We start from the raw sequence: 20,913 nt of genomic DNA, 5'->3' as shown, positions 1-20,913 counted from the left end.
ACAAGGGGTTTCATTGTTTACAGGGCTAGTACAAGAACTCGGCACGGTAGCCGCGCTCGAGCAACAGGCGGATGCGCTGCGGCTGAGCATTCGCGCACCACAGACGGTGAGTGACGCGCGCCTAGGAGATTCCATTGCCATCAATGGCGTGTGCCTTACCATCGCGGAATTGGATGGGGACAACTTCTTTGCCGATGTGATGCAAGAATCGTTGGACCGGACGGGACTCGGGCAACTGGTAGAAGGCGCGCGGGTGAATGTCGAGCCGGCATTGTTGCCCACCACCCGGCTGGGTGGACACATGATGCAGGGCCATGTCGATGGCACGGCGCGCTTGGTCTCGCGCGAGCACTCGGAGCACTGGGACGTGCTGCGCTTTAGCTTGCCCCGCGAACTCGCCCGGTACGTCGTGGAAAAGGGCTCCATCGCGGTCAACGGCACGTCCTTGACGGTCAGCGCCGTAGGCGAAGATTGGTTCGAGGTCTCCCTCATTCCCACCACTTTGCGGGAGACGACGCACGGTGAATCTCAGGTCGGCGATATCGTAAACCTCGAGGTGGATGTGCTGGCGAAGTACGTGGAAAAGATGCTTCACCCCGAATCCGGAATTGCTCAAGCAAAGGACTAGACTGCTAGGTTATGTTCGCGACTGAAGAGAGCATCCATTTTGATGCCATCGATCACGCCATTGCGGAGATTGCCGCCGGCAAGCCCGTCATCGTCATGGATGATGAAGGACGGGAAAATGAAGGGGATCTGATCTTTGCCGCGGAGCTGGCAACCCCGGAACTGGTCGCGTTTATGGTGCGGTATTCCTCCGGATACGTGTGCGCCTCGCTATTGCCGGAAGATTGCCAGCGGCTCGATTTGCCGCCGATGATGGCGCATAACCAAGATGTGCGCCAGACCGCCTATACGGTCACCGTGGATGCGGCGACGGGCTCTACCGGAATTTCTGCGGCCTCCCGCGCGGAAACCATCCGCCGCTTGGCGGATCCCTCGACCCGGTCCAGCGACTTTACCCGGCCGGGTCACGTGGTTCCCCTGCGTGCACGGCCCGGTGGGGTGCTGGAGCGCGATGGTCATACGGAAGCCGCGGTCGATTTGGCGCGCCTTGCTGGCCTTCGCCCCGCCGGCGTGCTGTGCGAAGTCGTCTCCGAAGAGGACCCAACGGACATGGCCCGCGGGCCGGAGCTGCGCCGTTTTGCCAATAAGCACGGCCTCGCCCTGATCTCTATTGCGCAGCTCATCGAGTGGCGCCGCCACCATGAGATGCAAACCCAGCGCGCGGTAGAAACCCGCCTGCCCACCGAATACGGCGAATTCACCGCGATTGGTTACCGCCATGACCTCGATGGCCAAGAGCACATCGCCTTGATCGCCGGCGATCCCGCGCAGCTTCGCGGCGCCCGCGATGTTGTGGTGCGCGTGCATTCCGAGTGCCTGACCGGAGACGTCTTTGGCTCGCGCCGCTGCGATTGCGGCCCCCAGTTGCAGGAATCCCTGCGCAAGGTGCAGGAAGCCGGCACTGGAGTAGTAATTTACCTGCGCGGCCATGAAGGCCGCGGGATCGGATTGGTGCACAAGCTGCAGGCGTACCGGCTCCAGGACGAAGGTTGGGATACGGTCGATGCCAACCTGGAACAGGGGCTGCCAGAAGATGCCCGCGAGTATTCCGTGGCCGGCCAGATCCTGAAGGACCTTGGGGTGGAATCAGCGCAGCTGCTGACCAATAACCCTCACAAGGGCGAAGGCCTTGCCGGCTTTGGCATTGAGGTCAGTCGGCACACCCCGCTGACCATCGCGGCAAACGCCGATAATATTCGGTATTTGCGCACCAAACGCGACCGCATGGGTCACAATCTTCCGCAGGTGGCACAGTGGGACGCGCAGCACGAAGGAGAATTAGGTAAATGAGTAAAGAAGGATTGCCCGCTATCGCGCAGGTAGATGCGCGCGGCCTCCGTGTCGCGGTCGTGACCGCGACGTGGAACGAAGAGGTCTGCGATCAGTTGCACCAACAAGCGGTGGAGACTGCGCGCGCTAATGGGGCAGAGGTCGCGGAGTTCCGCGTCGTCGGTTCCCTGGAACTGGGCGTGGTTGTCCAAGCAGCCGCGCGGAAGTTCGATGCCGTCGTTGCCTTGGGCTGCGTCATCCGCGGCGGTACCCCGCACTTCGATTACGTCTGCGATTCCGTCACCCAAGCCCTAACGCGCATCTCCTTGGATGAATCGACGCCGATTGGCAATGGGGTATTGACGGTCAATGACCAGCAGCAGGCCATCGATCGCGCAGGCTTTCCTGACTCGGCGGAAAACAAGGGCGCAGAATCCATGATTGCGGCTTTAGATACCGCGCTGCAATTGCGTAGACTAAACGCAGATTAAAGGCAGGCAGGACTTCCGGAGGAGTAAAGCACATGAATGAGGCCGCAGCCTCGAATGAATCCCACCCGCGCCGCTCTCTCAGCGATGCAGAGGTATTGGCCTATACCAGCGCGGATCCCTTCGCACGGACCACGTCGAAGCCGTGGGAATATACCGCCAAGTCCCCGTTCTTGCGCAAGATCGCCATCGGCTGGGTCATCCTGGTCATGGCCATCCATATTTTCATGGGTGTCACGCTCGATATCTCCTTTACCGGCGCGCACGTGACCACCATCGATAAATTCGCTTTCCCCGGCGTGGGCGTAGTCATTTCCATCTTGTCCTGGATTGCGCTGAACCGGCCGCGGCTGCAAGCCAATGAGGATGGGGTAGAGGTCCGCAATATCATCGGCACGCGCTTTTACCCGTGGCAGGTGGTCTACGGACTATCCTTCCCCGTCGGCCAGCGCATGGCCCGCCTCGAGCTGCCCGAATTTGAGGCCGTGCCCGTGTGGGCGCTGCAATCCGGCGATAAAGATACCGTGATCACAAAAGTCCGTGACTTCCGCGATCTGGAAGCCAAATACATGCCGCAGGATTAAGCATTGGCAGATCCAACCACCTATCGCCCCGCCCCAGGAACCATTCCGACGGAGCCGGGCGTTTATAAGTTCCGCGATGAAAACAAGCGCGTCATCTACGTAGGCAAGGCCAAAAACCTGCGGGCGCGCCTGTCCAATTATTTCCAAGACATCACGCAGCTGCACCCGCGCACGCGGCAAATGGTGTTGACCGCCAGCTCCGTGGAGTGGACGGTTGTTGCCAGCGAAGTTGAAGCGCTGCAGCTGGAATATACCTGGATTAAGCGGTTCGACCCGCACTTCAACGTCATGTACCGCGATGACAAGACATATCCCATGCTTGCCGTCTCGGTGGGAGAGGTCGTCCCGCGCGCCTTTTTCTACCGCGGCCCCCGCCGCAAGGGGGTGCGCTACTTTGGCCCCTATTCCCACGCTTGGGCTGTGCGCGAAAGCCTGGATCTGCTCACCCGAGTCTTCCCCATGCGCACCTGTTCCAAGGGCGTATATAACCGTCATGAGCGGCTGGGACGGCCGTGCCTTTTGGGATACATCGGCAAGTGCGACGCGCCCTGTATCGGGCGGGTAAGCAAGGAAGAACACCGCGAGACCGTCAATGAGTTGGTCTCGTTCATGAACGGCAACACGGCGGGCGTTAGGCGCAAGCTGGTCAAGGACATGGAGGCTGCCGCCGAAAACCTGGAATTTGAGCGCGCGGCGCGGTTGCGCGATGACCTTGGGGCCATCGATAAGATTATGGAGCAACAAGCGGTTGTCTTCGCCGATGGCACCGATGCCGATCTGATTGCGTTTAATTCCGATGAATTAGAAGCCGCCGTCCAAATCTTCCACGTCCGCGGCGGCAGGATTCGCGGCCAGCGCGGCTGGGTCGTTGAACGCGCCGGCGACCAGGCAACCTCTGAGCCCATTGAGGAGGGCCAACCCGATCCCGCCTTGCCCGCATTGGTGCAAAACTTCCTCATCCAGTTTTACTCGGATGCTGTAGAGCGCGAAGAACAAGAAGCCCGCGAGGACGCGGCTTTAGCTGCGGATGTGCCGCGGCGCGGCGTGGACCAAGAATCGCATATGGAACAGCGCCACGTCCACGTCATCCCGCGCGAGATTCTGGTCCAGGCCATGCCGGAGGAGTCCGAACAAGTGGTCTCCCTCCTGGAAGACCTGCGCGGTGCGCGCGTCGATCTCCGCGTTCCCCAACGCGGGGATAAACGCTCCCTTATGGATACCGTGGAAAAGAACGCCAAGGAGCAGCTGCGCCAGCATAAGTTGAAGCGCGTCGGCGACCTCACCGCGCGGTCCGCGGCGCTGCAGGATATCCAGGATGCCTTGGGCATGGACCAAGCACCGCTGCGCATTGAGTGCACCGATATTTCGCATATTCAAGGCACCGATGTCGTCGCTTCCTTGGTGGTTTTTGAAGACGGCATTCCAAAGAAGTCCGATTACCGGCGCTACCGCATCAAGGAGGCGGCCGGCGACGGGCATTCCAATGACGTTGGCTCCATTGCTGAAATCACGCGGCGCCGGTTTAAGCGCCATAACCAAGATAAGTTGGCGAACCCGGACGAGGAAAAAGAAGAATCCTCCTTCGCGGAAGAAAAGGTGGCGGAAGAATCCGCCGAGGCAGGCCGCCGCTTTGCCTATCCTCCTCAGCTTTTTATCGTCGACGGTGGCGCACCGCAGGTGGCTGCGGCGCAAGAGGTATTCGATGAACTGGGCATCGTCGATGTCACCCTCGTGGGGCTGGCTAAGCGCTTGGAAGAAATTTGGGTGCCAGGCGATGATGAACCGGTGATTTTGCCGCGCAATTCCCAGGCCCTGTTCTTGCTGCAGCAAATTCGCGATGAGGCGCACCGCTTTGCCATTACCTACCACCGGCAACAGCGGTCTAAGCGCATGCGCTCTTCGGCGCTTGATGCAATTCCTGGTCTCGGTCCGCAGCGCCGGACGGATTTGGTGAAGCATTTTGGTTCAGTCAAAAAGCTCAAGGCTGCTTCGGTGGATGAGATCTGCGAGGTCAACGGCTTCGGGCCGAAGCTGGCCCAGACCGTTTACGATAAGTTGCACGACACACAGTAAATAAGCAGCCTTCTGGCAGAAGTGTAGAGCGCGAAAACGCTAGACTGGTGTGCATGACGCACTTCGAGACTCCGCCCATCTTGATTACCGGCATGTCCGGCGGCGGGTTGAGTTCCGCCGCCAAGGTTTTTGAGGATAAGGGCTACTACGTGGCGCATAATATCCCACCGCGCGCCATCGTGGACCTGTGGAAATTGTGCAACCAAGAAGAAACGCCCGTAGAAAAGGTCGCGGCGGTAACGGACGTGCGCTCCCGCATGTTTCCAGGCTCTCTTATAGAAACCATCGATGAGCTAACGGCGCTGGGCATGAAGCCCACCGTGCTCTTCCTCGATGCCCGCGATGATGTGCTCATCCGCCGCTTCGACTCTGTGCGGCGCACCCACCCCTTGCAGGGCGAAGATACCTTGAAGGTGGGCATTCAACGCGAACGCCAAGCGGTGGCGGAGATTCGGGATCGCTCCGATATCATCATTGATTCCACGAACCTCTCGATTCATGACTTGCGCCGGGCTATCGAAGCTGCGTTTGGCGAGTTTCAGAATACGAACCAGCACGTCACGGTGGAATCCTTCGGATTTAAGAATGGTTCCCCGCGCGATGCCGATATCGTTGTCGACGTCCGCTTTTTGCCCAATCCCTACTGGATTCCGGAGCTGCGCGGCTGCCGCGGTACCGATGCGCCGGTGGCCGATTATGTCCTGTCGCAACCGGCCGCCCAGAAATTCGTGGATAATTTTGTCGCCATGTTTTCCACCATGCTGGAGGGATACCGGCACGAGGGCAAGAACTTCATCACCGTGGGCGTCGGCTGCACCGGCGGGCATCACCGCTCGGTGGCGGTAGCTGAGGACATCGCCAAGCGCCTGCGCACCAATGACAACCTTGACGTCAGTATTTTGCACCGGGATATCGCCCGCAATTAGGGCTGAGGAGCACTAAAAACTGTATGGAACACCCTTCTCATATGGTCTGCCTCGGCGGCGGCCATGGTCTTTATCAAACCCTTTTATCCGCGCGGCGCAGCAATGCAGCGGATATTTCTGCCATCGTGACGGTTGCCGATGATGGCGGATCTTCGGGGCGCCTGCGCCGGGAATTGGATATCATTCCACCCGGTGACCTGCGCATGGCTTTGGCGGCGCTAGCCGATGACAATCAGATAGGCGAGCTGTGGGGCAAGACCCTCCAGCATCGCTTCGGCGGCAATGGCGCTATGGCAGGCCATGCCGTGGGCAACCTCATGATCGCCGGGTTGACCGGGGTTTTGGGCGATTACCAGGCCGCCTTGGACGCGGTGGCGGAGCTTACCCACTCGCACGGGCGGGTCATCCCCGTGGTCCCGCATCCCTTAGAAATTGAGGCCGATGTCTCTGGGCTTGACGATGACCCCCGGGTCATGCGCCAGGTCCGCGGCCAGGTCGCGGTGGCATCGACGCCGGGCCATGTGCGGCGGGTGCGCATCCTGCCTGAAGCGCCCCAAGCGAGCCCTGCTGCGCTGGAGGCCATTAGACAGGCTGATCTTATTACCATCGGTCCGGGATCCTGGTTTAGCTCCGTGCTGCCGCATACGTTGGTGCCAGAGATCGTGCAGGCCATTTCTGAATCCAATGCCTTGCGCGTGGTTATGCTCAACCTGTCGGCCGAACCGGGAGAAACCCAAGGCTTTTCCGCGGAGCGCCACGTGCACGTGCTTGCCCGTCACGCACCGAATTTGCGCATCGATCGCATTGTGGTGGATGCGGCAGCCTTACCGAATGAGAGCGAACGGGTTTATGTGCAGCGTGCCGCGCAAGCCTTGGGGGCGCGCGCAGTATTTGCGGATGTCAGCATTCAGGATGACAATGGACAGCGATTGATGAAACACGATCCAGACAAACTTTCTTCTGTCATCGTGGATCTTTATAACGAGTACCGGCGGGCCTAGTTAAAATCAGGCCAGCCAGTCCTCAATGCGCGTGGCACGGTAAAATAAGAAAATTCAGTTTCCCACGCAGTAGTTGGTGTGCGTGGGGCCGTGCATTGCACAAGCGTCATTCGTGACTGTGACAGAGAAATGGGGCGAACTAGGTGACCACACCGTTGACCGAACAGGTCAAAGAAGAACTAGCGGCGGTAGGCGTAACGCGCCAGTCCGCGCGCGCTGCGGAGCTCGCATCGATCCTGCGCTTTGCCGGAGAGGTAGACGTCTCTGGGGACAGCATGGCCTACGAGCTTGAGCTCGATAACCAGGCTATTGCGCAGCGCATCCTCGTGGCTTTGGACGAGCTTTACGGGATCGAAGCGGAAAGCCATGTTGTTGGCCCTGCGGGGACGGCGAAGAAATCCCGCGTCATCGTGCGCATCACCACAGGAGCGAAGGAGCTTACCCGCCGCCTGGGCCTGATTACCCGTTCCGGTCACGCCGTGGTGGGGCTTCCCCCGCAGGTCATTTCCGGCACGGTGGCAGATAGCGAGGCAGCGTGGAGGGGTGCCTTCCTTGCCCACGGCAGCCTGACGGAGCCAGGGCGTTCTTCGGCACTTGAAGTAACGTGCCCCTGCCAAGAGGCCGCATTGGCACTCGTGGGCTGCGCGCGGCGCCTGGGGATTTCCGCGAAGACAAAAGAGACCCGCGGCGAGGATCGGGTCGTTGTCCGCGACGGCGATGCTATTGGCGCACTGCTGACCCGCATGGGCGCTCAGGTGACCCGCTTGTCTTGGGAGAAGAAGCGGGTAAAGCGCGAAGCGCACGATACATCGCGCCGGTTGGATAACTTTGATGATGCCAACCTGCGCCGCTCGGCACGGGCCGCCGTGACCGCCGCGGCGCGCGTGGATAGGGCGATGGAAATCTTGGGCGATGACGTTCCCGAGCACCTGGCCGATGCCGGCCGCCTGCGCGTGCAGCACCGCGAGGCTTCCTTGGAGGAGCTTGGCCGGCTGGCGGATCCGCCCATGACCAAGGATGCGGTGGCCGGACGCATTCGACGCCTACTGTCTATGGCGGATAAGCGGGCCGAAGAACTGGATATCCCCGATACCAATGAATCCATCTCGGACGATCTTTTTGGTGACTCTTAGCCGCAGGGCACGGCCTAAAGCAGTTATTTGATCCACGAAAGGCGGGAAGGAAAGCACTGAAGTGCTTGTCCCTCCCGCCTTCTGTTGTGCCGCGGCCCAGCACCGAGGATGATTTGGTGCTAGGCGGGGGCAGGGGCTTAAAGCCGGTGGCGGCCTAAGCTTTATGGGACCGCCTTATGGGACCAAGAAGCCCAAGACGTTGGTCATCAAGAAGACGATGACGCAGACAACGGCCAAGAACGCGATGGAGTAGCCCACGACGTTCTTCAAGATGACGGATTCCTTGCCCTCCATGGATACGGCGGTTGCCGCAATAGCCAGGGACTGTGGCGAAATCATCTTACCCACAACACCACCGGAGGTATTGGCGGCCAGCATGAGGTCAGGGTTGACGCCAATGCGGTCAGCGGCGGCGACCTGGAGGTTACCAAAGAGCGCGTTCGCGGAGGTATCGGAGCCGGTAACCGCGGTACCAATCCAGCCCAGCACGGGAGCGAAGAGCGCGAAGATGGAACCGGCGGAAGATACGAATTCACCGATGGCGATGGTCTGGCCCGAGTAGTTCATCGTGTAGGCCAAAGCGAGGACCAAGACAATGGTCAGCCCGGAGAACTTCATGCGGTTGGCAACTTCACCGAAGGCCTGCACGGGTTGGGCGAAGCTGAGCTTGTAGCGGCCATTTTCGTTCCAGAAGTGGTAAACAATGGCCACGATAATGCCGGAGAGCAAGAGCAAGGTACCGGGGTTGCCAAAGACATTGAAGCTAAAGCTGGTGTCCATGGCTTCGCCGTTGGTGCCGATGACGGTGCCATCCAGCAGCGGCCACGCGAACTTCAGCTTCCAGAAGCCGAAGATGGCTGGGGCTGCGGTTGCGATGGCAAATACTGCGGTAACGACGGCGTAGGGCAGCAGGGCCATCCAGATGCGGCGGCCATTGAGGTCGGTCGACGTTTCTGCGGCGGGCAGCTCCATGCGCTCGCGCAGCTGCGCGACGCCGCGTGGCTTCCACACGCGGAGGAAGATGAAGGCGGCACCCAAAGATACGATGCAGGCAATAACGTTGGTGAGCTGGTAAGCAAAGAAGGTTGCGGTCAGCCACTGTGCGGCGGCAAAGGAAATGCCGATGACCGCGGCGGCGGGCGCCGTTTCCTTCACGCCGCGCATGCCGTCGAGGATGAATGCGATAAGGAACGGGACGATCGCGGCGATGACCAACACCTGCAGGGCAATAAGGCCTGCGATATCTTGGGTTTGCTCAGCGGTACGTCCGCCAACCTCACCGGCGGTGGTGACCGGAATGCCGACCGCGCCGAATGCCACTGGGGCGGTATTAGCAATGAGGACCACCGTCGCTGCGCGCAGCGGCTTGACGCCGAGCGCCATAATCATCGTGGCGGTGATAGCAACGGGTGCGCCGAAACCCGCAAGGGCTTCAAGGAGGCCACCGAAACAGAAGGCGATGAGCATCGACTGGATGCGGATATCTCCATCGCCTAAGAGGTCGAAGGTCTTACGCAAATCCTCGAAACGGCCCGAGGCGACCGTGATCTCGTAAAACCAAATCGCGGTGATGATAACCCAGACAATGGGCAAGAGGCCAAAGAGTCCACCGCGGACCGCGGAGGACAGTGCCATATCCACGGGCATCGCAAAGGCGACTATGGCAAGGATGATGGAGGTCGCAAGGGCGACGGCTCCTGAAGTATGTGCACGGGCTTTAAAGCCCATCAACATAATGAAGAAAGCCACGAGGGGGAGAATCGCCACGAGCGCGGTGAGCCCAAGACTGTCTCCCACAACAGAGGTATTTATCTCAAACATTGAGTATCCTCGATTCTAACGGGGGTACTATCGCAGGCGCATTCGGTCTGCGGGGGGACTTAAATTTGTTGCCCACGCGTTTCAGGCGAGAGTTAGCGCCCAGCGAATGCCCGAGTGCTACCTGTAACACAGTGAGTTAGCGCAAGCATATCGCGTCATAAAGAATGCTGTGTGATTTGGGTCAAGTAATTTATAGTACTCCGTCTCTAGCGACCAGTGTGCGAGCCGTTTCTGGCGACCGTTGTGCGAGCAAGCCTGGACATATTGTGGGCTGTGATATATCGCACATTAACGGTGTAAAGTCCACATGAATCCACCTAAACGGGCTTGAACAGCCGGAATATTCGGGAGAAACAAAAATACCCGGGAAGATTGTACGCCTAAAACGGAAAACTTTCAGATGCTGCGCGCCCAGTATTGAAGGCCACTGCACGCGTCATGAAGGCTCTGTAGTATTGCGGTTGTTGGGCAAAGCCTCGGGCACCTTACTCACCCTGAGCAGTAAAGTACTCGAAGGACCCGCGGTAGGCCCATAGAAATAATTACTCGACTCTTTGAGGAGATTTACAGTGACTACCCGCGTAGGCATTAACGGCTTTGGCCGCATTGGTCGTAACTTCTTCCATGCTGTTAACCGGACCGACAACGACCTTGAGATCGTTGCTGTCAACGACCTGACCGATAACCACACGCTTTCTAACCTGTTGAAGTACGACTCCGTATTGGGTCGCTTCGACGGCGAGATTACCTACGACGATGACTCCATCACCGTCAACGGCAACCGCATCCAGGTCTTCAACGAGAAGGACCCGAAGAACCTGAAGTGGGGCGAGCTGGACGTGGACCTCGTTATCGAGTCCACCGGCCTGTTCACCAACGGGAACGACGCAAAGGCTCACATCGAGGCCGGCGCCAAGAAGGTCATCATTTCCGCTCCTGGCAAGGAAGTTGACGCAACTTTCGTCTACGGTGTTAACTCCGACACTTACGATCCTGCTAATCACAACGTTATTTCCGCAGCTTCCTGCACCACCAACTGCCTGGCACCTATGGCCAAGGTCTTGAACGATAAGTTCGGTGTGGAAAAGGGCCTGATGACCACGGTTCACGCTTATACCGGTGACCAGCGCCTGCAGGATGCTCCTCACAAGGACCTGCGCCGCGCCCGCGCCGCAGCGGTCAACTTGGTACCTACCTCCACCGGTGCAGCAAAGGCCGTCTCCTTGGTTCTGCCTGAGCTGGAGGGCAAGCTGGACGGCTACGCAATGCGCGTTCCAGTCATCACCGGTTCCGCAACGGACCTGACCTTCACCGCTTCCCGCGACGTCACCGTTGAGGAGATCAACGCCGCACTCAAGGAGGCAGCTGAAGGCGAGCTGAAGGACACCCTCGCATACACCGAGGATCCGCTGGTTTCCACCGACATCGTGACCTCCCCGCACGGCTGCATCTTCGACGCCGGCATGACCAAGGTCTCCAACGGCAACCTGGTCAAGGTGCTGGGTTGGTACGACAACGAGTGGGGCTACACCTCCCAGCTCGTCCGCATGACCAACCTGGTTGCAGACAAGCTCTAAAGTCCTGAAACCGAGCACCCTTTAATGCGATACCGGCCACAACGAACGCCCTGACGGCACGACGTTGTGGCCGGTATCATTTTATGTAGGAACCTCGATTGCAGAACCCACTTTAAAAGGAGTAACACATGGCTTTTAAGACCCTAGATAACCTGCTTGAAGAAGGCGTAGAGGACCGCCACATCTTGGTGCGTTCTGACTTCAACGTGCCGCTCGATGATGACGGAAATATCACCGACCCGGGCCGCATTACCGCTTCTCTTCCGACCATTAAGGCGCTTGTCGATGGCGGCGCGAAGGTCATCCTTTCCGCCCACCTCGGCCGCCCCAAGGGTGAGGTAAATTCCAAGTACTCCTTGGCCCCAGTCGCAGAGGCGCTGTCCGAGGCCCTGGATCAATATGTTGCCTTGGCCAACGACGTCACCGGTGAAGACGCCCACGAGCGCGCAAACGGGCTAAACAGCGGCGATGTCATGCTGGTAGAAAATGTCCGCTTTGACCCGCGCGAGACCTCCAAGGATGAGGCAGAGCGCGGCGAATTTGCTGAAGAGCTCGTCGCCTTGGCCGCCGATAATGGTGCATTCGTTTCCGACGGCTTCGGCGTTGTTCACCGCGCACAGACGTCTGTGTATGACGTCGCCAAGCGCCTGCCCGCCTACGCCGGCAAGCTGGTGGAAAAGGAATTGGACGTATTGTCCACCGTGGCCAAGGATCCAGCGCACCCTTACGTCGTCGTTCTGGGCGGCGCAAAGGTATCCGACAAGCTCGGCGTTATTGAAGCACTCGCCGGAAAGGCCGACAAGATCATCATCGGCGGGGGCATGTGCTACACCCTGCTGGCCGCTAAGGGCTACGACGTTCAGGAGTCCTTGCTGCAAGAGGACCAGATTGAAAACTGCAAGAGCCTGCTGGAGCGCTTCGGCGACAAGATCGTCCTTCCGGTAGATCTCACCGCCGCCAGCGAGTTCGCCGCAGACGCTGAGACCAAGGTTGTTGAGCTCGATGGCATCCCTGAGGGCTGGATGTCGCTGGACATTGGCCCCAAGTCCGTCGAGAAATTTGCCGCCGTACTGGCAGATTCCAAGACCGTATTCTGGAACGGCCCCATGGGCGTATTCGAAATGGAAGCCTTCTCCAAGGGCACCGCTGGGGTGGCGCAGGCGATTATCGATGCCACCTCCTCCAACGGTTCCTTCTCCGTCGTCGGCGGCGGCGACTCCGCAGCCTCCGTGCGCACCCTGGGCCTCGATGAGGATGGCTTCAGCCACATCTCCACCGGCGGCGGCGCATCCCTTGAATACCTCGAGGGCAAGGAGCTGCCGGGCGTTTCCGTGCTCGAGGCATAAACCGCCTGAAATAGCTCAATATAGGCGTACACAGAAAGGATTAATCATGGCACGTACACCACTTATTGCTGGCAACTGGAAGATGAACCTCGATCACATTGAGGCCATCGGCTCCGTTCAAAAGTTTGCTTTCTCCCTGCCGGAGGATTACTACGACAAGGTTGATGTAGCCTACATGGTTCCATTTACCGATATCCGCACCATTCAGACCCTCGTTGAGGGCGATAAGCTGAAGATCACCTACGGTGCGCAGGACATCTCCAAGCACGAGTCCGGCGCCTACACCGGTGAGGTATCCGGTCAGATGCTGAGCAAGCTGGGCTGCAGCTGGGCAGTCGTCGGCCACTCCGAGCGCCGCGAATACCACGGCGAAACCGACCAGCTGGTCGCTGAAAAGGCCGCAGCGGCCCTGGACAATGGCATCAGCCCGATCGTCTGCGTGGGCGAGCCACTCGATGTGCGCGAAGCCGGCACCCACGTTGACTACGTGGTGAACCAGACCCGCGATTCCCTGCAGGGACTGAGCGCCGAGCAGCTATCCAAGACGGTTATCGCCTACGAGCCCGTGTGGGCCATCGGCACCGGCAAGGTTGCCTCCGCTGATGACGCGCAGGAAGTATGTGCTGCAATCCGCGGCTTGGTCAAGGAGCTTGCAGGCGACGAGGTCGCCGAGGGCATCCGCATCCTGTACGGCGGTTCCGTGAAGGTCGATTCCGTTGCTGATATCGTCAGCAAGCCGGACGTGGACGGTGGCCTGATTGGCGGTGCTTCCTTGGTAGGAGAGGACTTTGCCAAGTTGGCCGCCAATGCCGCTAATGCCGTTAGTTAACATGCGTTAACAACCATCACAAGGTAACTGTTGTGCCGCGGGTTGGGGTGAGTCCCGCCCGCGGCATGGTGTACAGTAGGCCCTTGTGATTGCTTTGCGTAGGCAAAGCCGGTAAGTACTTCGCGCCGGTGGCTAGCGTGACTTTCGGTAGTACATCGAAGGTGCCACTGGGCGCACGTTGAGAAAAGGAAGAACCTCATGGTCTTAGCACTGGAAATCATTTTGCTAATTTCAGCTATTTTGATGTCCATCTTTGTGCTTTTACACAAGGGCAAAGGCGGCGGCCTGTCTAGCCTTTTCGGCGGCGGCGTGCAATCGAACCTGTCCGGTTCGACCGTGGTGGAAAAGAACCTAGACCGCTATACCGTCGTCATGGTGATTATCTGGTTGGCCTGCATCGTTGGCCTTAACCTTATCCAGGCCTACGCTTCCTAGGAAGCACGCAGCAGGCCCCCGCTAACCGCTAGCGGCGGCCAACCGCGCAAAACAGCGCCGGTACGTCAGTCCCTTAACCTTTCGCAAGAAGGGACCGAGGTACCGGCGCTGTATGCGTTAAGCGGCGGTGCCGGCGCTGCTGGCTTTACAGCTCCTGCGCGGCATCGTCTGCAAGGAAGAGGATCGTTTCCTTCGTCCCTTGCGCACCAGCGGCCGGGCACTCTTCAGCGTCGACGCCGTCAACGATGTTCTTTGCGGCAGCGGCCTTTTCCTCCCCGGCAACCAAGAGCCAGACGCGCTCAGACCTGTTGACCGCCGGCAGCGTCAGGGTGATGCGCTCGCTGGGCGGCTTCGGCGAATCGTGTACCGGTACCGCGAGTTCTTCCTGCTCACGGATGGCAGGAGAGTGGGGGAACATGGAGTTAATGTGGCCTTCTGCGCCCATGCCCAAAAGGTGTAGATCGAAGCCTAAAGGTGCGAAGTCCTTCAACTCTGGCTCGTAGGCATTTGCGGCCGCCTCCATGGAGACCGCACCGAGGTCGAAACCGTGGATATTCTGATCCGGGATATCCACGTGATCGAGCAGCGCGGAACGCGCTTGGCCTTCGTTGGAATCTGGGTCGCTGACCGGGACATTGCGCTCATCGCCAAAGAAGATGTGCACGCGGGACCAATCGATGCGCAGGGCAGGGTAGTTCTCGCCTTGCTGCTGGGCGGCGAAGTCCAAGCGCGCGAGCTCGTGCAGGAGCCCAATTCCTGCGCCCCCGCCAGTTAGTACGACTCTTGCCACGCCGTCACCATGGAGGCCACCATTGCCGGCCTGAATACCGGCGATGGTCTCAATAAATTTGAGTGCGGCTTGGGAAATAAGGTCATCTACATCGCTGACGCGGTGAAGCGTTACCATTCGGTATCAGAATCCTTTGCAAAGAATCGGTATGAGCAAGTGCGCTATTAAAGCTTACTGTAGTCTACTTCTCCCAGAGCACGCAGCGCCTGAGCATAAGTTTTATCGGCGTCGAGGTGCCGCAATTCCTCGGAGAGGATTTCGGTTTGCGTGCGCGGGCTCAAGCTGACCAGCGAGTCTGGCGTACCAGGCACGCGCACCCGCACGGTGCGCTCATCCACGACATCCACATCGACGTGGGTCGTCTCCCGGTTAAAGCGCAGGTGGGTAACCGGGAAATAGTCACTATTAGCTTCCTCGGCCATGCGCTGTACCGGGACGCTCAGGCGGTCAAGCAGCCACCCCGCAGCGAAGTTTGGCGCGGGATGCCCGGCGGGGCCGGCGACCTCTACCGATAGCACCTTTTCATGGGGATGGTGGTCGAGTGCCGATGCGACGACGCCGCGCCACAAGGTAATGGAGGCCCAGGACATATCGGAATCGCCGGGGGAGTAGCCATTAGAAAGCGCGCGCAGATCCTGCTCGCCCACGGTGCCTTTATGCGCCACGTTGGTGATGCGGCGCTGCGCCAACTTGCCCACGGGGCTTTCGGAGGGAACCTGCGGGCACAGGTTCGGCCACCACGCAACCAGCGGGGTATCCGGCAGCAAGAGCGGGGTGAGCACGGACTCGGCTTGATCCGCCAGCGCCCCGTGCAATTGCATGACGACGGTCTCGGACGCACCGGCCTCGCCACCGACGCGGAGCTGGGCATCGAGCTGGGTATCAGTATTTGGATCGCCGGGGACCACGACGAGCACGCGGGAGGGGTGCTCATGAGAGGCATCGCGCACAGAGGCAAGGATTTGCTCGAGATCGTCGCCTTCTTGTGCCTCAACGATGAGGGTGAGCACCCGGCCCGTGGTGCGGGTGTAATGCTCCTGGGCATCGACAAGCTTCTTGGCAATTTCACCGGTGGTGGTATTAGGCAATGGGATAATCATTGACTACGTCCCTTCTATGGGCGGCGCCAGGAATGGCCCCGGCGGCGCAGCATCTTATCGGCTGAAGTGGGCCCCCAGGTGCCCGCCTTATAATCTTCGGGCTCACCATGCTTGGACCAATAATCGAGGATCGGATCCAAAATGGACCACGATAGCTCGACTTCCTCATTAGTGGGAAACAGGGATGATTCATCGAGGAGCGCATCCAAGATGAGGCGCTCATAGGCCTCCGGGGACTCCTCGGTAAAGGCCTCGGCGTAGGCGAAGTCCATATTCACATCGCGGACTTCCATGGTGGAGCCCGGGACCTTTGAGCCAAAGCGCATGGTCACGCCCTCATCGGGCTGAACGCGGATGACCACGGCATTTTGGCCGAGGGCATCGGTTTCGCCATCGACAAAGGGCTGGTTCGGTGCGGCCTTGAAGACCAAGGCGATCTCGGTGACTCGACGCCCCAAGCGCTTTCCGGTGCGCAGGTAGAAAGGCACGCCTCCCCAGCGCCGAGAGTTGACCTCCAACGTGCACGCCGCATAGGTCTCAGTAGTGGAGGCGGGATCGAAGCCCTCCTCCTCACGCAAGCCCTTCACGTATTCCGAGCCCTGCCAGCCAGCGGTGTACTGGCCACGGGCGGTGGTTTTATTGAGCGGATGGACCGGCTGCGTAGCGCGCAGCACCTTGACCTTTTCAGCGCGCAGCGCCTCCGGTTCAAAGGAGGAAGGCTCTTCCATTGCCACGAGGGCGAGCAGCTGCAGGAGGTGGTTCTGAATGACGTCTCGGGCCGCGCCGATTCCGTCATAATAGCCAGCGCGGCCGCCAAGCCCAATATCTTCGGCCATGGTGATTTGCACGTGGTCGATATAGTGCGCGTTCCACATCGGCTCAAAAATCTGGTTAGCAAACCGCAGCGCCATGATGTTTTGCACGGTCTCTTTACCCAGGTAGTGATCGATGCGGAAGACAGCAGATTCTGGGAAGACCGCGTTGACGATCTCATTGAGCTCGCGCGCAGATTCCTGGTCGTGGCCAAACGGCTTTTCGATGATCACTCGGCGCCACGAGTCCTCCATGGAATTGGCCATGCCCACGCGTTCCAATTGGTGGCAGATATCGGAGAAAAACTCTGGCGGCACCGAAAGGTAGTATGCCCAGTTGCTTCCCGTGCCGCGGGCTTTATCCAGCTCGGCCAACCGCGCAGAAAGCTTGTCGAAGCCCTCATCGTCGAAGGAGCCTTGCACGAACTCGATTCCTTGGGATAAGTGCTCCCACACGTCGTGGTTAAAGTCAGTGCGGGCACCGGCTTCTACCGCGCTGCGGAAATAATCGCAGAAGTCCGCGTTATCCCAGTCCCTGCGGCCATAGCCGACGAGCGTGAAGCCAGCGGGCAAGAGACCGCGGCTGGCAAGGTCATAGATGGCCGGCAGGAGCTTTTTGAAAGCTAAATCGCCGGTCACACCAAAGATGACCATGCCCGCGGGGCCCGCGATGCGTGGCAATCGTTTATCGGCGGCATTACGCAAGGGATTGACCCAAGCGGCTGAGTCCGTCACGGATTATCCTTCCTGGAGGGAAAAGCTAAGTAGTCTTTCAACTAGTGGCGGCATAATGCCCCGCCGGCTATCCGGCGGGGCTAGGACCACGGTCGTAGTTTACGCGAGTCGTTGTTTGAGGGAATCAAGGAGGTCATTCCACGCGGCGACGAACTTATCCACGCCCTCGCGCTCGAGGACCGCGAAGACATCTTCTAGGTCAATGCCCACCGATTCGAGCTGGGAGAAGACCTTCTCGGCTTCTTCGCCGGCGGTGGAGAGGGTATCGCCGTGGAATCCACCCTCCTGCAGTACCGCATCAATGGTCTTTTCCGGCATGGTATTTACCGTGTGCGGGCCAGCCAGCTCGGTCACGTACAGCGTTGCTGGGTAGTCGGGGTTTTTCACGCCGGTGGAAGCCCACAGTGGACGCTGTACGGGCGCGCCTTCGGGGAGGCCGTTATCACCGAGCAATTCCTCTTGGAAGAGGGCGTAGGCACGCTGCGCGTTGGCAACACCGGCCTTGCCGCGGAGGGACAGGGCCTCATCGGAACCGATAGCCTCCAAGCGCTTATCAACTTCCGTATCTAGGCGGGAGACGAAGAACGATGCGACCGAGTGAATCTTGGTAACGTCTTTGCCATTATCAGCCGCGCGCTTGAGCCCGGCCCGGAATGCGGCGATGACCTCGCGGTAGCGAGACACCGAGAAGATCAGGGTGACATTGACGCTGATTCCCTCTGCCAAGGCATCCTCGATAGCGGGGAGGGAGCCCTTGGTAGCCGGAATCTTGATCATCGCATTGGGGCGGGCCACCTGGTCCCACAGTTCGCGGGCCTGCTTGAGAGTTGCCGCGGCATCGTCGGAGATGCGCGGATCCACCTCGATGGATACGCGGCCATCCTGGCCGTCGGTCTCAGCATAGATATCGGCAAAAAGGTCACAGGCGTTTTGTACGTCCGTAATAGCCAGGGAGTAGACGGCTTCATCGGCCGAAGCGTTCTTCTCCTTCAAGGCCGCCAGGTCTTCGTCATAGGCCGTGCCGCTGGTCATGGCGGTGGCGAAGATGGCCGGGTTGGTGGTTACGCCCACGATGGACTTGGAGGAAATAATCTCCTTCAAGTTTCCGGATTCCAAGCGCTGGCGCGAGAGATCATCGAGCCACGTGGAGGTGCCCAATTGGGCAAGTTCAGAAATGTTGTTCATAGTCATTCCTTTTAGCGTCGGTGAGGTGGGGCTTAGCTTTGGGCTTCGGCGATGCTCTCGCGTGCGGCATCGGCCACCGCAGCAGAGGTAAAGCCAAACTTTTCGAAGAGCTCATCGCCGGGAGCGGAGGCCCCGTAGTGCTCTAGGGAGACGTTGCGGCCGAAAGTACCAGTGTACTTGTGCCAGGACTGAGCGAGGCCGGCCTCGACGGAAACGCGGGCCCTCACGCTGCTGGGCAGAACCGATTCGCGGTACTCTGCGTCCTGCTCGTCGAACCACTCCAGGCACGGCGCGGATACCACGCGAGCGGCCGTGCCTTCGCTTTCGAGCTGCTGGGCGGCCTCGACGGCTAGCTGTACCTCCGAGCCGGTGGCCAGCAAGATGACATCGGGCTCATCCTTGGAGCCTGCGACCAAGGTGTAGGCACCGCGGCGAACGCCATCGTGTGCCTTTTCCTTGGTGCCTTCCAAGATGGGGAGGTTCTGGCGGCTGAGCGCAAGGCCCTTCGGGGCTGCCTTGTATTCCATCGCTGCGGCCCAAGCTTGCGCGGTTTCATTGGCATCGGCAGGCCGGATGACGGACAAATTCGGAATGGCGCGCAAGGCTGACAGGGTTTCTACCGGCTGGTGGGTAGGGCCGTCTTCGCCCAAACCAATGGAATCGTGCGTCCACACGTAGTAGGTATCGGTAGACATCAGCGAGCCGAGGCGCACGGCAGGGTACTGATACTCGGAGAAGATCAGGAATGTACCGCCATATACGCGGGTATTTCCGTGGAGGGCGATGCCGTTCATGATGGCGGACATCGCGTGCTCGCGGATGCCAAAGTGAAGGTTGCGGCCATAAGGCTGTGCGGACCACTTATTGGTGGTGATGTTTTCAGGGCCGAAGGAATCCGCGCCCTTAATCACGGTGTTATTGGACCCCGCCAGGTCGGCCGATCCGCCCCACATTTCGGGCAAAGCGGCGGCCAGCGCCTGAATGGTCGCCTCAGAGGCCTTACGGGTGGCAATCGCATCCCCTGGCTCCCATGCGGGGAGCTCGGCATCGAAGTTCTCCGGCAATTCGCGGGCGCTCATGCGGTCAAAGAGCGCCTTATTTTCGGCGTTGTCCGCTGCCCACGCGTCGAACTTCTCTTGCCACTGCGCGTGCTTTTCAGCGCCACGATCGCGCAGCTTGCGGGTGTGGGCCAAGACCTCATCATCAATGTGGAAGGTCTTTTCTGGGTCGAAGCCGAGGACTTCCTTGGTGGCGGCAACTTCGTCATCGCCAAGCGCGGCGCCGTGGACGCCGCCGGTGTTCATCTTGGTCGGGGCAGGGTAGCCAATGACTGTCTTCACGCGGATGAAGGAGGGGCGCTCTGTTTCCTGCTGTGCATTGCGCACTGCCTCTTCAATGGCAACGACGTCCTCGCCGGACTCAACGGTCTGGACGTGCCAGCCGTATGCCTCATAGCGCGCAGCGACGTCCTCATTGAAGGCGATATTGGTGTCATCCTCGATGGAAATGCGGTTGTCATCCCAGAAGACAATCAGGTTGCCCAGCTTCTGGGTACCAGCCAAAGACGATGCCTCAGCGGTTACGCCTTCCTGCAGGTCGCCGTCGGAGGCAATGGTGTAGACGTAATGATCGAAGGGGGATTGGCCGACTGGTGCCTCAGGATCGAAGAGGCCGCGCTCTTTGCGGGCGGCCATCGCCATACCTACCGAAGATGCCAGACCCTGGCCGAGTGGGCCGGTGGTGATCTCCACGCCATCGGTGTGGTGCACCTCAGGGTGGCCAGGGGTAAGGGAGCTCCAGGTGCGGAGCTGCTCGAGATCTTTCATCTCCAAACCGAATCCACCCAAGAAGAGCTGGATGTAAAGGGTCAGGGAAGAGTGGCCGACAGACAATACGAAGCGGTCGCGGCCTGCCCAATTCACGTCATTGGGGTCGTGATTGATAACGCGCTGGTAGAGCGTATAGGCGAGGGGAGCCAGCGACATCGCCGTGCCCGGGTGTCCGGAGCCGCAGTTTTGGACGGCATCGGCAGCAAGCACGCGCACAGTGTCGACCGCGCGAGTATCAGTGTCTGTCCAGTCGTCCGGATAACGGCGCTCGACCATAGCTTGCAGGTCTGGGGACAAATTATCTTTCGACACGGTATAAGGCCTCGCTTAAATCTAGGCGTTAATTACTGAAC

The 20,913-nt window shown here is 59.6% G+C and carries 18 protein-coding genes; 12 read left to right on the top strand and 6 right to left on the bottom strand.

Going from position 1 to position 20,913, the window contains the following annotated elements:
• Positions 1-13 precede the first annotated feature (13 nt).
• From QP908_RS06260 to whiA, 8 genes are all read left to right on the top strand, one after another.
• Positions 14-628 carry a riboflavin synthase gene (locus tag QP908_RS06260; RefSeq protein ID WP_284771910.1) on the top strand — a complete coding sequence of 205 codons (615 nt, stop codon included), beginning with the start codon at positions 14-16 and terminating at the stop codon, positions 626-628.
• A gap of 11 nt (positions 629-639) precedes the next feature.
• Positions 640-1,917, top strand: coding sequence for a bifunctional 3,4-dihydroxy-2-butanone-4-phosphate synthase/GTP cyclohydrolase II (locus QP908_RS06255; RefSeq protein WP_284771909.1), 1,278 nt, complete (start codon positions 640-642; stop codon positions 1,915-1,917).
• Positions 1,914-2,387 carry a 6,7-dimethyl-8-ribityllumazine synthase gene (gene ribH, locus QP908_RS06250; RefSeq protein ID WP_284609441.1) on the top strand — a complete coding sequence of 158 codons (474 nt, stop codon included), beginning with the start codon at positions 1,914-1,916 and terminating at the stop codon, positions 2,385-2,387. The genes QP908_RS06255 and ribH overlap by 4 nt, the downstream gene beginning before the upstream one ends.
• 32 nt (positions 2,388-2,419) lie before the next feature.
• Positions 2,420-2,968 (top strand): PH domain-containing protein, encoded by a 549-nt coding sequence (locus tag QP908_RS06245; protein WP_005279101.1) that lies wholly within the window; start codon positions 2,420-2,422, stop codon positions 2,966-2,968.
• A 3-nt stretch (positions 2,969-2,971) separates the two neighbouring features.
• Positions 2,972-5,041, top strand: a complete 2,070-nt coding sequence (uvrC, locus tag QP908_RS06240; protein WP_284771908.1) for an excinuclease ABC subunit UvrC — start codon at positions 2,972-2,974, stop codon at positions 5,039-5,041.
• A 44-nt stretch (positions 5,042-5,085) separates the two neighbouring features.
• On the top strand, positions 5,086-5,967 hold the full coding sequence (rapZ, locus tag QP908_RS06235; protein WP_284771930.1) for an RNase adapter RapZ: 882 nt from the start codon (positions 5,086-5,088) through the stop codon (positions 5,965-5,967).
• Between the two features lie 23 nt (positions 5,968-5,990).
• On the top strand, positions 5,991-6,968 hold the full coding sequence (locus QP908_RS06230) for a gluconeogenesis factor YvcK family protein (RefSeq protein WP_284771907.1): 978 nt from the start codon (positions 5,991-5,993) through the stop codon (positions 6,966-6,968).
• Between the two features lie 155 nt (positions 6,969-7,123).
• Positions 7,124-8,101, top strand: a complete 978-nt coding sequence (gene whiA, locus QP908_RS06225) for a DNA-binding protein WhiA (RefSeq protein WP_005279109.1) — start codon at positions 7,124-7,126, stop codon at positions 8,099-8,101.
• A 174-nt stretch (positions 8,102-8,275) separates the two neighbouring features.
• Here whiA and QP908_RS06220 read toward each other — a convergent pair whose 3' ends face one another.
• A complete protein-coding gene (locus QP908_RS06220; protein ID WP_239268202.1) occupies positions 8,276-9,922 on the bottom strand; it encodes an L-lactate permease in 1,647 nt (548 codons plus the stop codon).
• A gap of 569 nt (positions 9,923-10,491) precedes the next feature.
• Here QP908_RS06220 and gap point away from each other — a divergent pair.
• From gap to secG, 4 genes are all read left to right on the top strand, one after another.
• Complete coding sequence (gap, locus tag QP908_RS06215) at positions 10,492-11,499, top strand: type I glyceraldehyde-3-phosphate dehydrogenase (protein ID WP_284771906.1); 1,008 nt, start codon at positions 10,492-10,494, stop codon at positions 11,497-11,499.
• Between the two features lie 128 nt (positions 11,500-11,627).
• A complete protein-coding gene (locus tag QP908_RS06210) occupies positions 11,628-12,845 on the top strand; it encodes a phosphoglycerate kinase (RefSeq protein WP_239268198.1) in 1,218 nt (405 codons plus the stop codon).
• A 46-nt stretch (positions 12,846-12,891) separates the two neighbouring features.
• A complete protein-coding gene (tpiA, locus tag QP908_RS06205) occupies positions 12,892-13,674 on the top strand; it encodes a triose-phosphate isomerase (RefSeq protein ID WP_239275225.1) in 783 nt (260 codons plus the stop codon).
• Positions 13,675-13,872: 198 nt separating this feature from the next.
• Positions 13,873-14,109 carry a preprotein translocase subunit SecG gene (gene secG / locus QP908_RS06200; protein ID WP_005279116.1) on the top strand — a complete coding sequence of 79 codons (237 nt, stop codon included), beginning with the start codon at positions 13,873-13,875 and terminating at the stop codon, positions 14,107-14,109.
• A 145-nt stretch (positions 14,110-14,254) separates the two neighbouring features.
• On the opposite strand, the gene pgl is transcribed toward secG, so the two are convergent.
• From pgl to tkt, 5 genes are all read right to left on the bottom strand, one after another.
• The gene (gene pgl / locus QP908_RS06195) at positions 14,255-15,016 is read right to left on the bottom strand and encodes a 6-phosphogluconolactonase (protein WP_239268194.1); all 762 of its coding nucleotides are present in this window, start codon (positions 15,014-15,016) and stop codon (positions 14,255-14,257) included.
• A gap of 47 nt (positions 15,017-15,063) precedes the next feature.
• Positions 15,064-15,999, bottom strand: a complete 936-nt coding sequence (locus QP908_RS06190; protein WP_239268192.1) for a glucose-6-phosphate dehydrogenase assembly protein OpcA — start codon at positions 15,997-15,999, stop codon at positions 15,064-15,066.
• Between the two features lie 14 nt (positions 16,000-16,013).
• The gene (gene zwf, locus QP908_RS06185) at positions 16,014-17,546 is read right to left on the bottom strand and encodes a glucose-6-phosphate dehydrogenase (protein ID WP_237800863.1); all 1,533 of its coding nucleotides are present in this window, start codon (positions 17,544-17,546) and stop codon (positions 16,014-16,016) included.
• A gap of 99 nt (positions 17,547-17,645) precedes the next feature.
• Positions 17,646-18,731 (bottom strand): transaldolase, encoded by a 1,086-nt coding sequence (tal, locus tag QP908_RS06180; RefSeq protein WP_239268190.1) that lies wholly within the window; start codon positions 18,729-18,731, stop codon positions 17,646-17,648.
• A 32-nt stretch (positions 18,732-18,763) separates the two neighbouring features.
• On the bottom strand, positions 18,764-20,836 hold the full coding sequence (gene tkt / locus QP908_RS06175) for a transketolase (protein WP_284771929.1): 2,073 nt from the start codon (positions 20,834-20,836) through the stop codon (positions 18,764-18,766).
• Between the last annotated feature and the right edge of the window lie 77 nt (positions 20,837-20,913).

This window comes from Corynebacterium sp. MSK204 (assembly GCF_030229885.1).
Classification (GTDB): Bacteria; Actinomycetota; Actinomycetes; order Mycobacteriales; family Mycobacteriaceae; genus Corynebacterium.
Note: the sequence above shows the minus strand (reverse complement) of the source record. Positions and strands in the feature narration are given on the sequence as shown.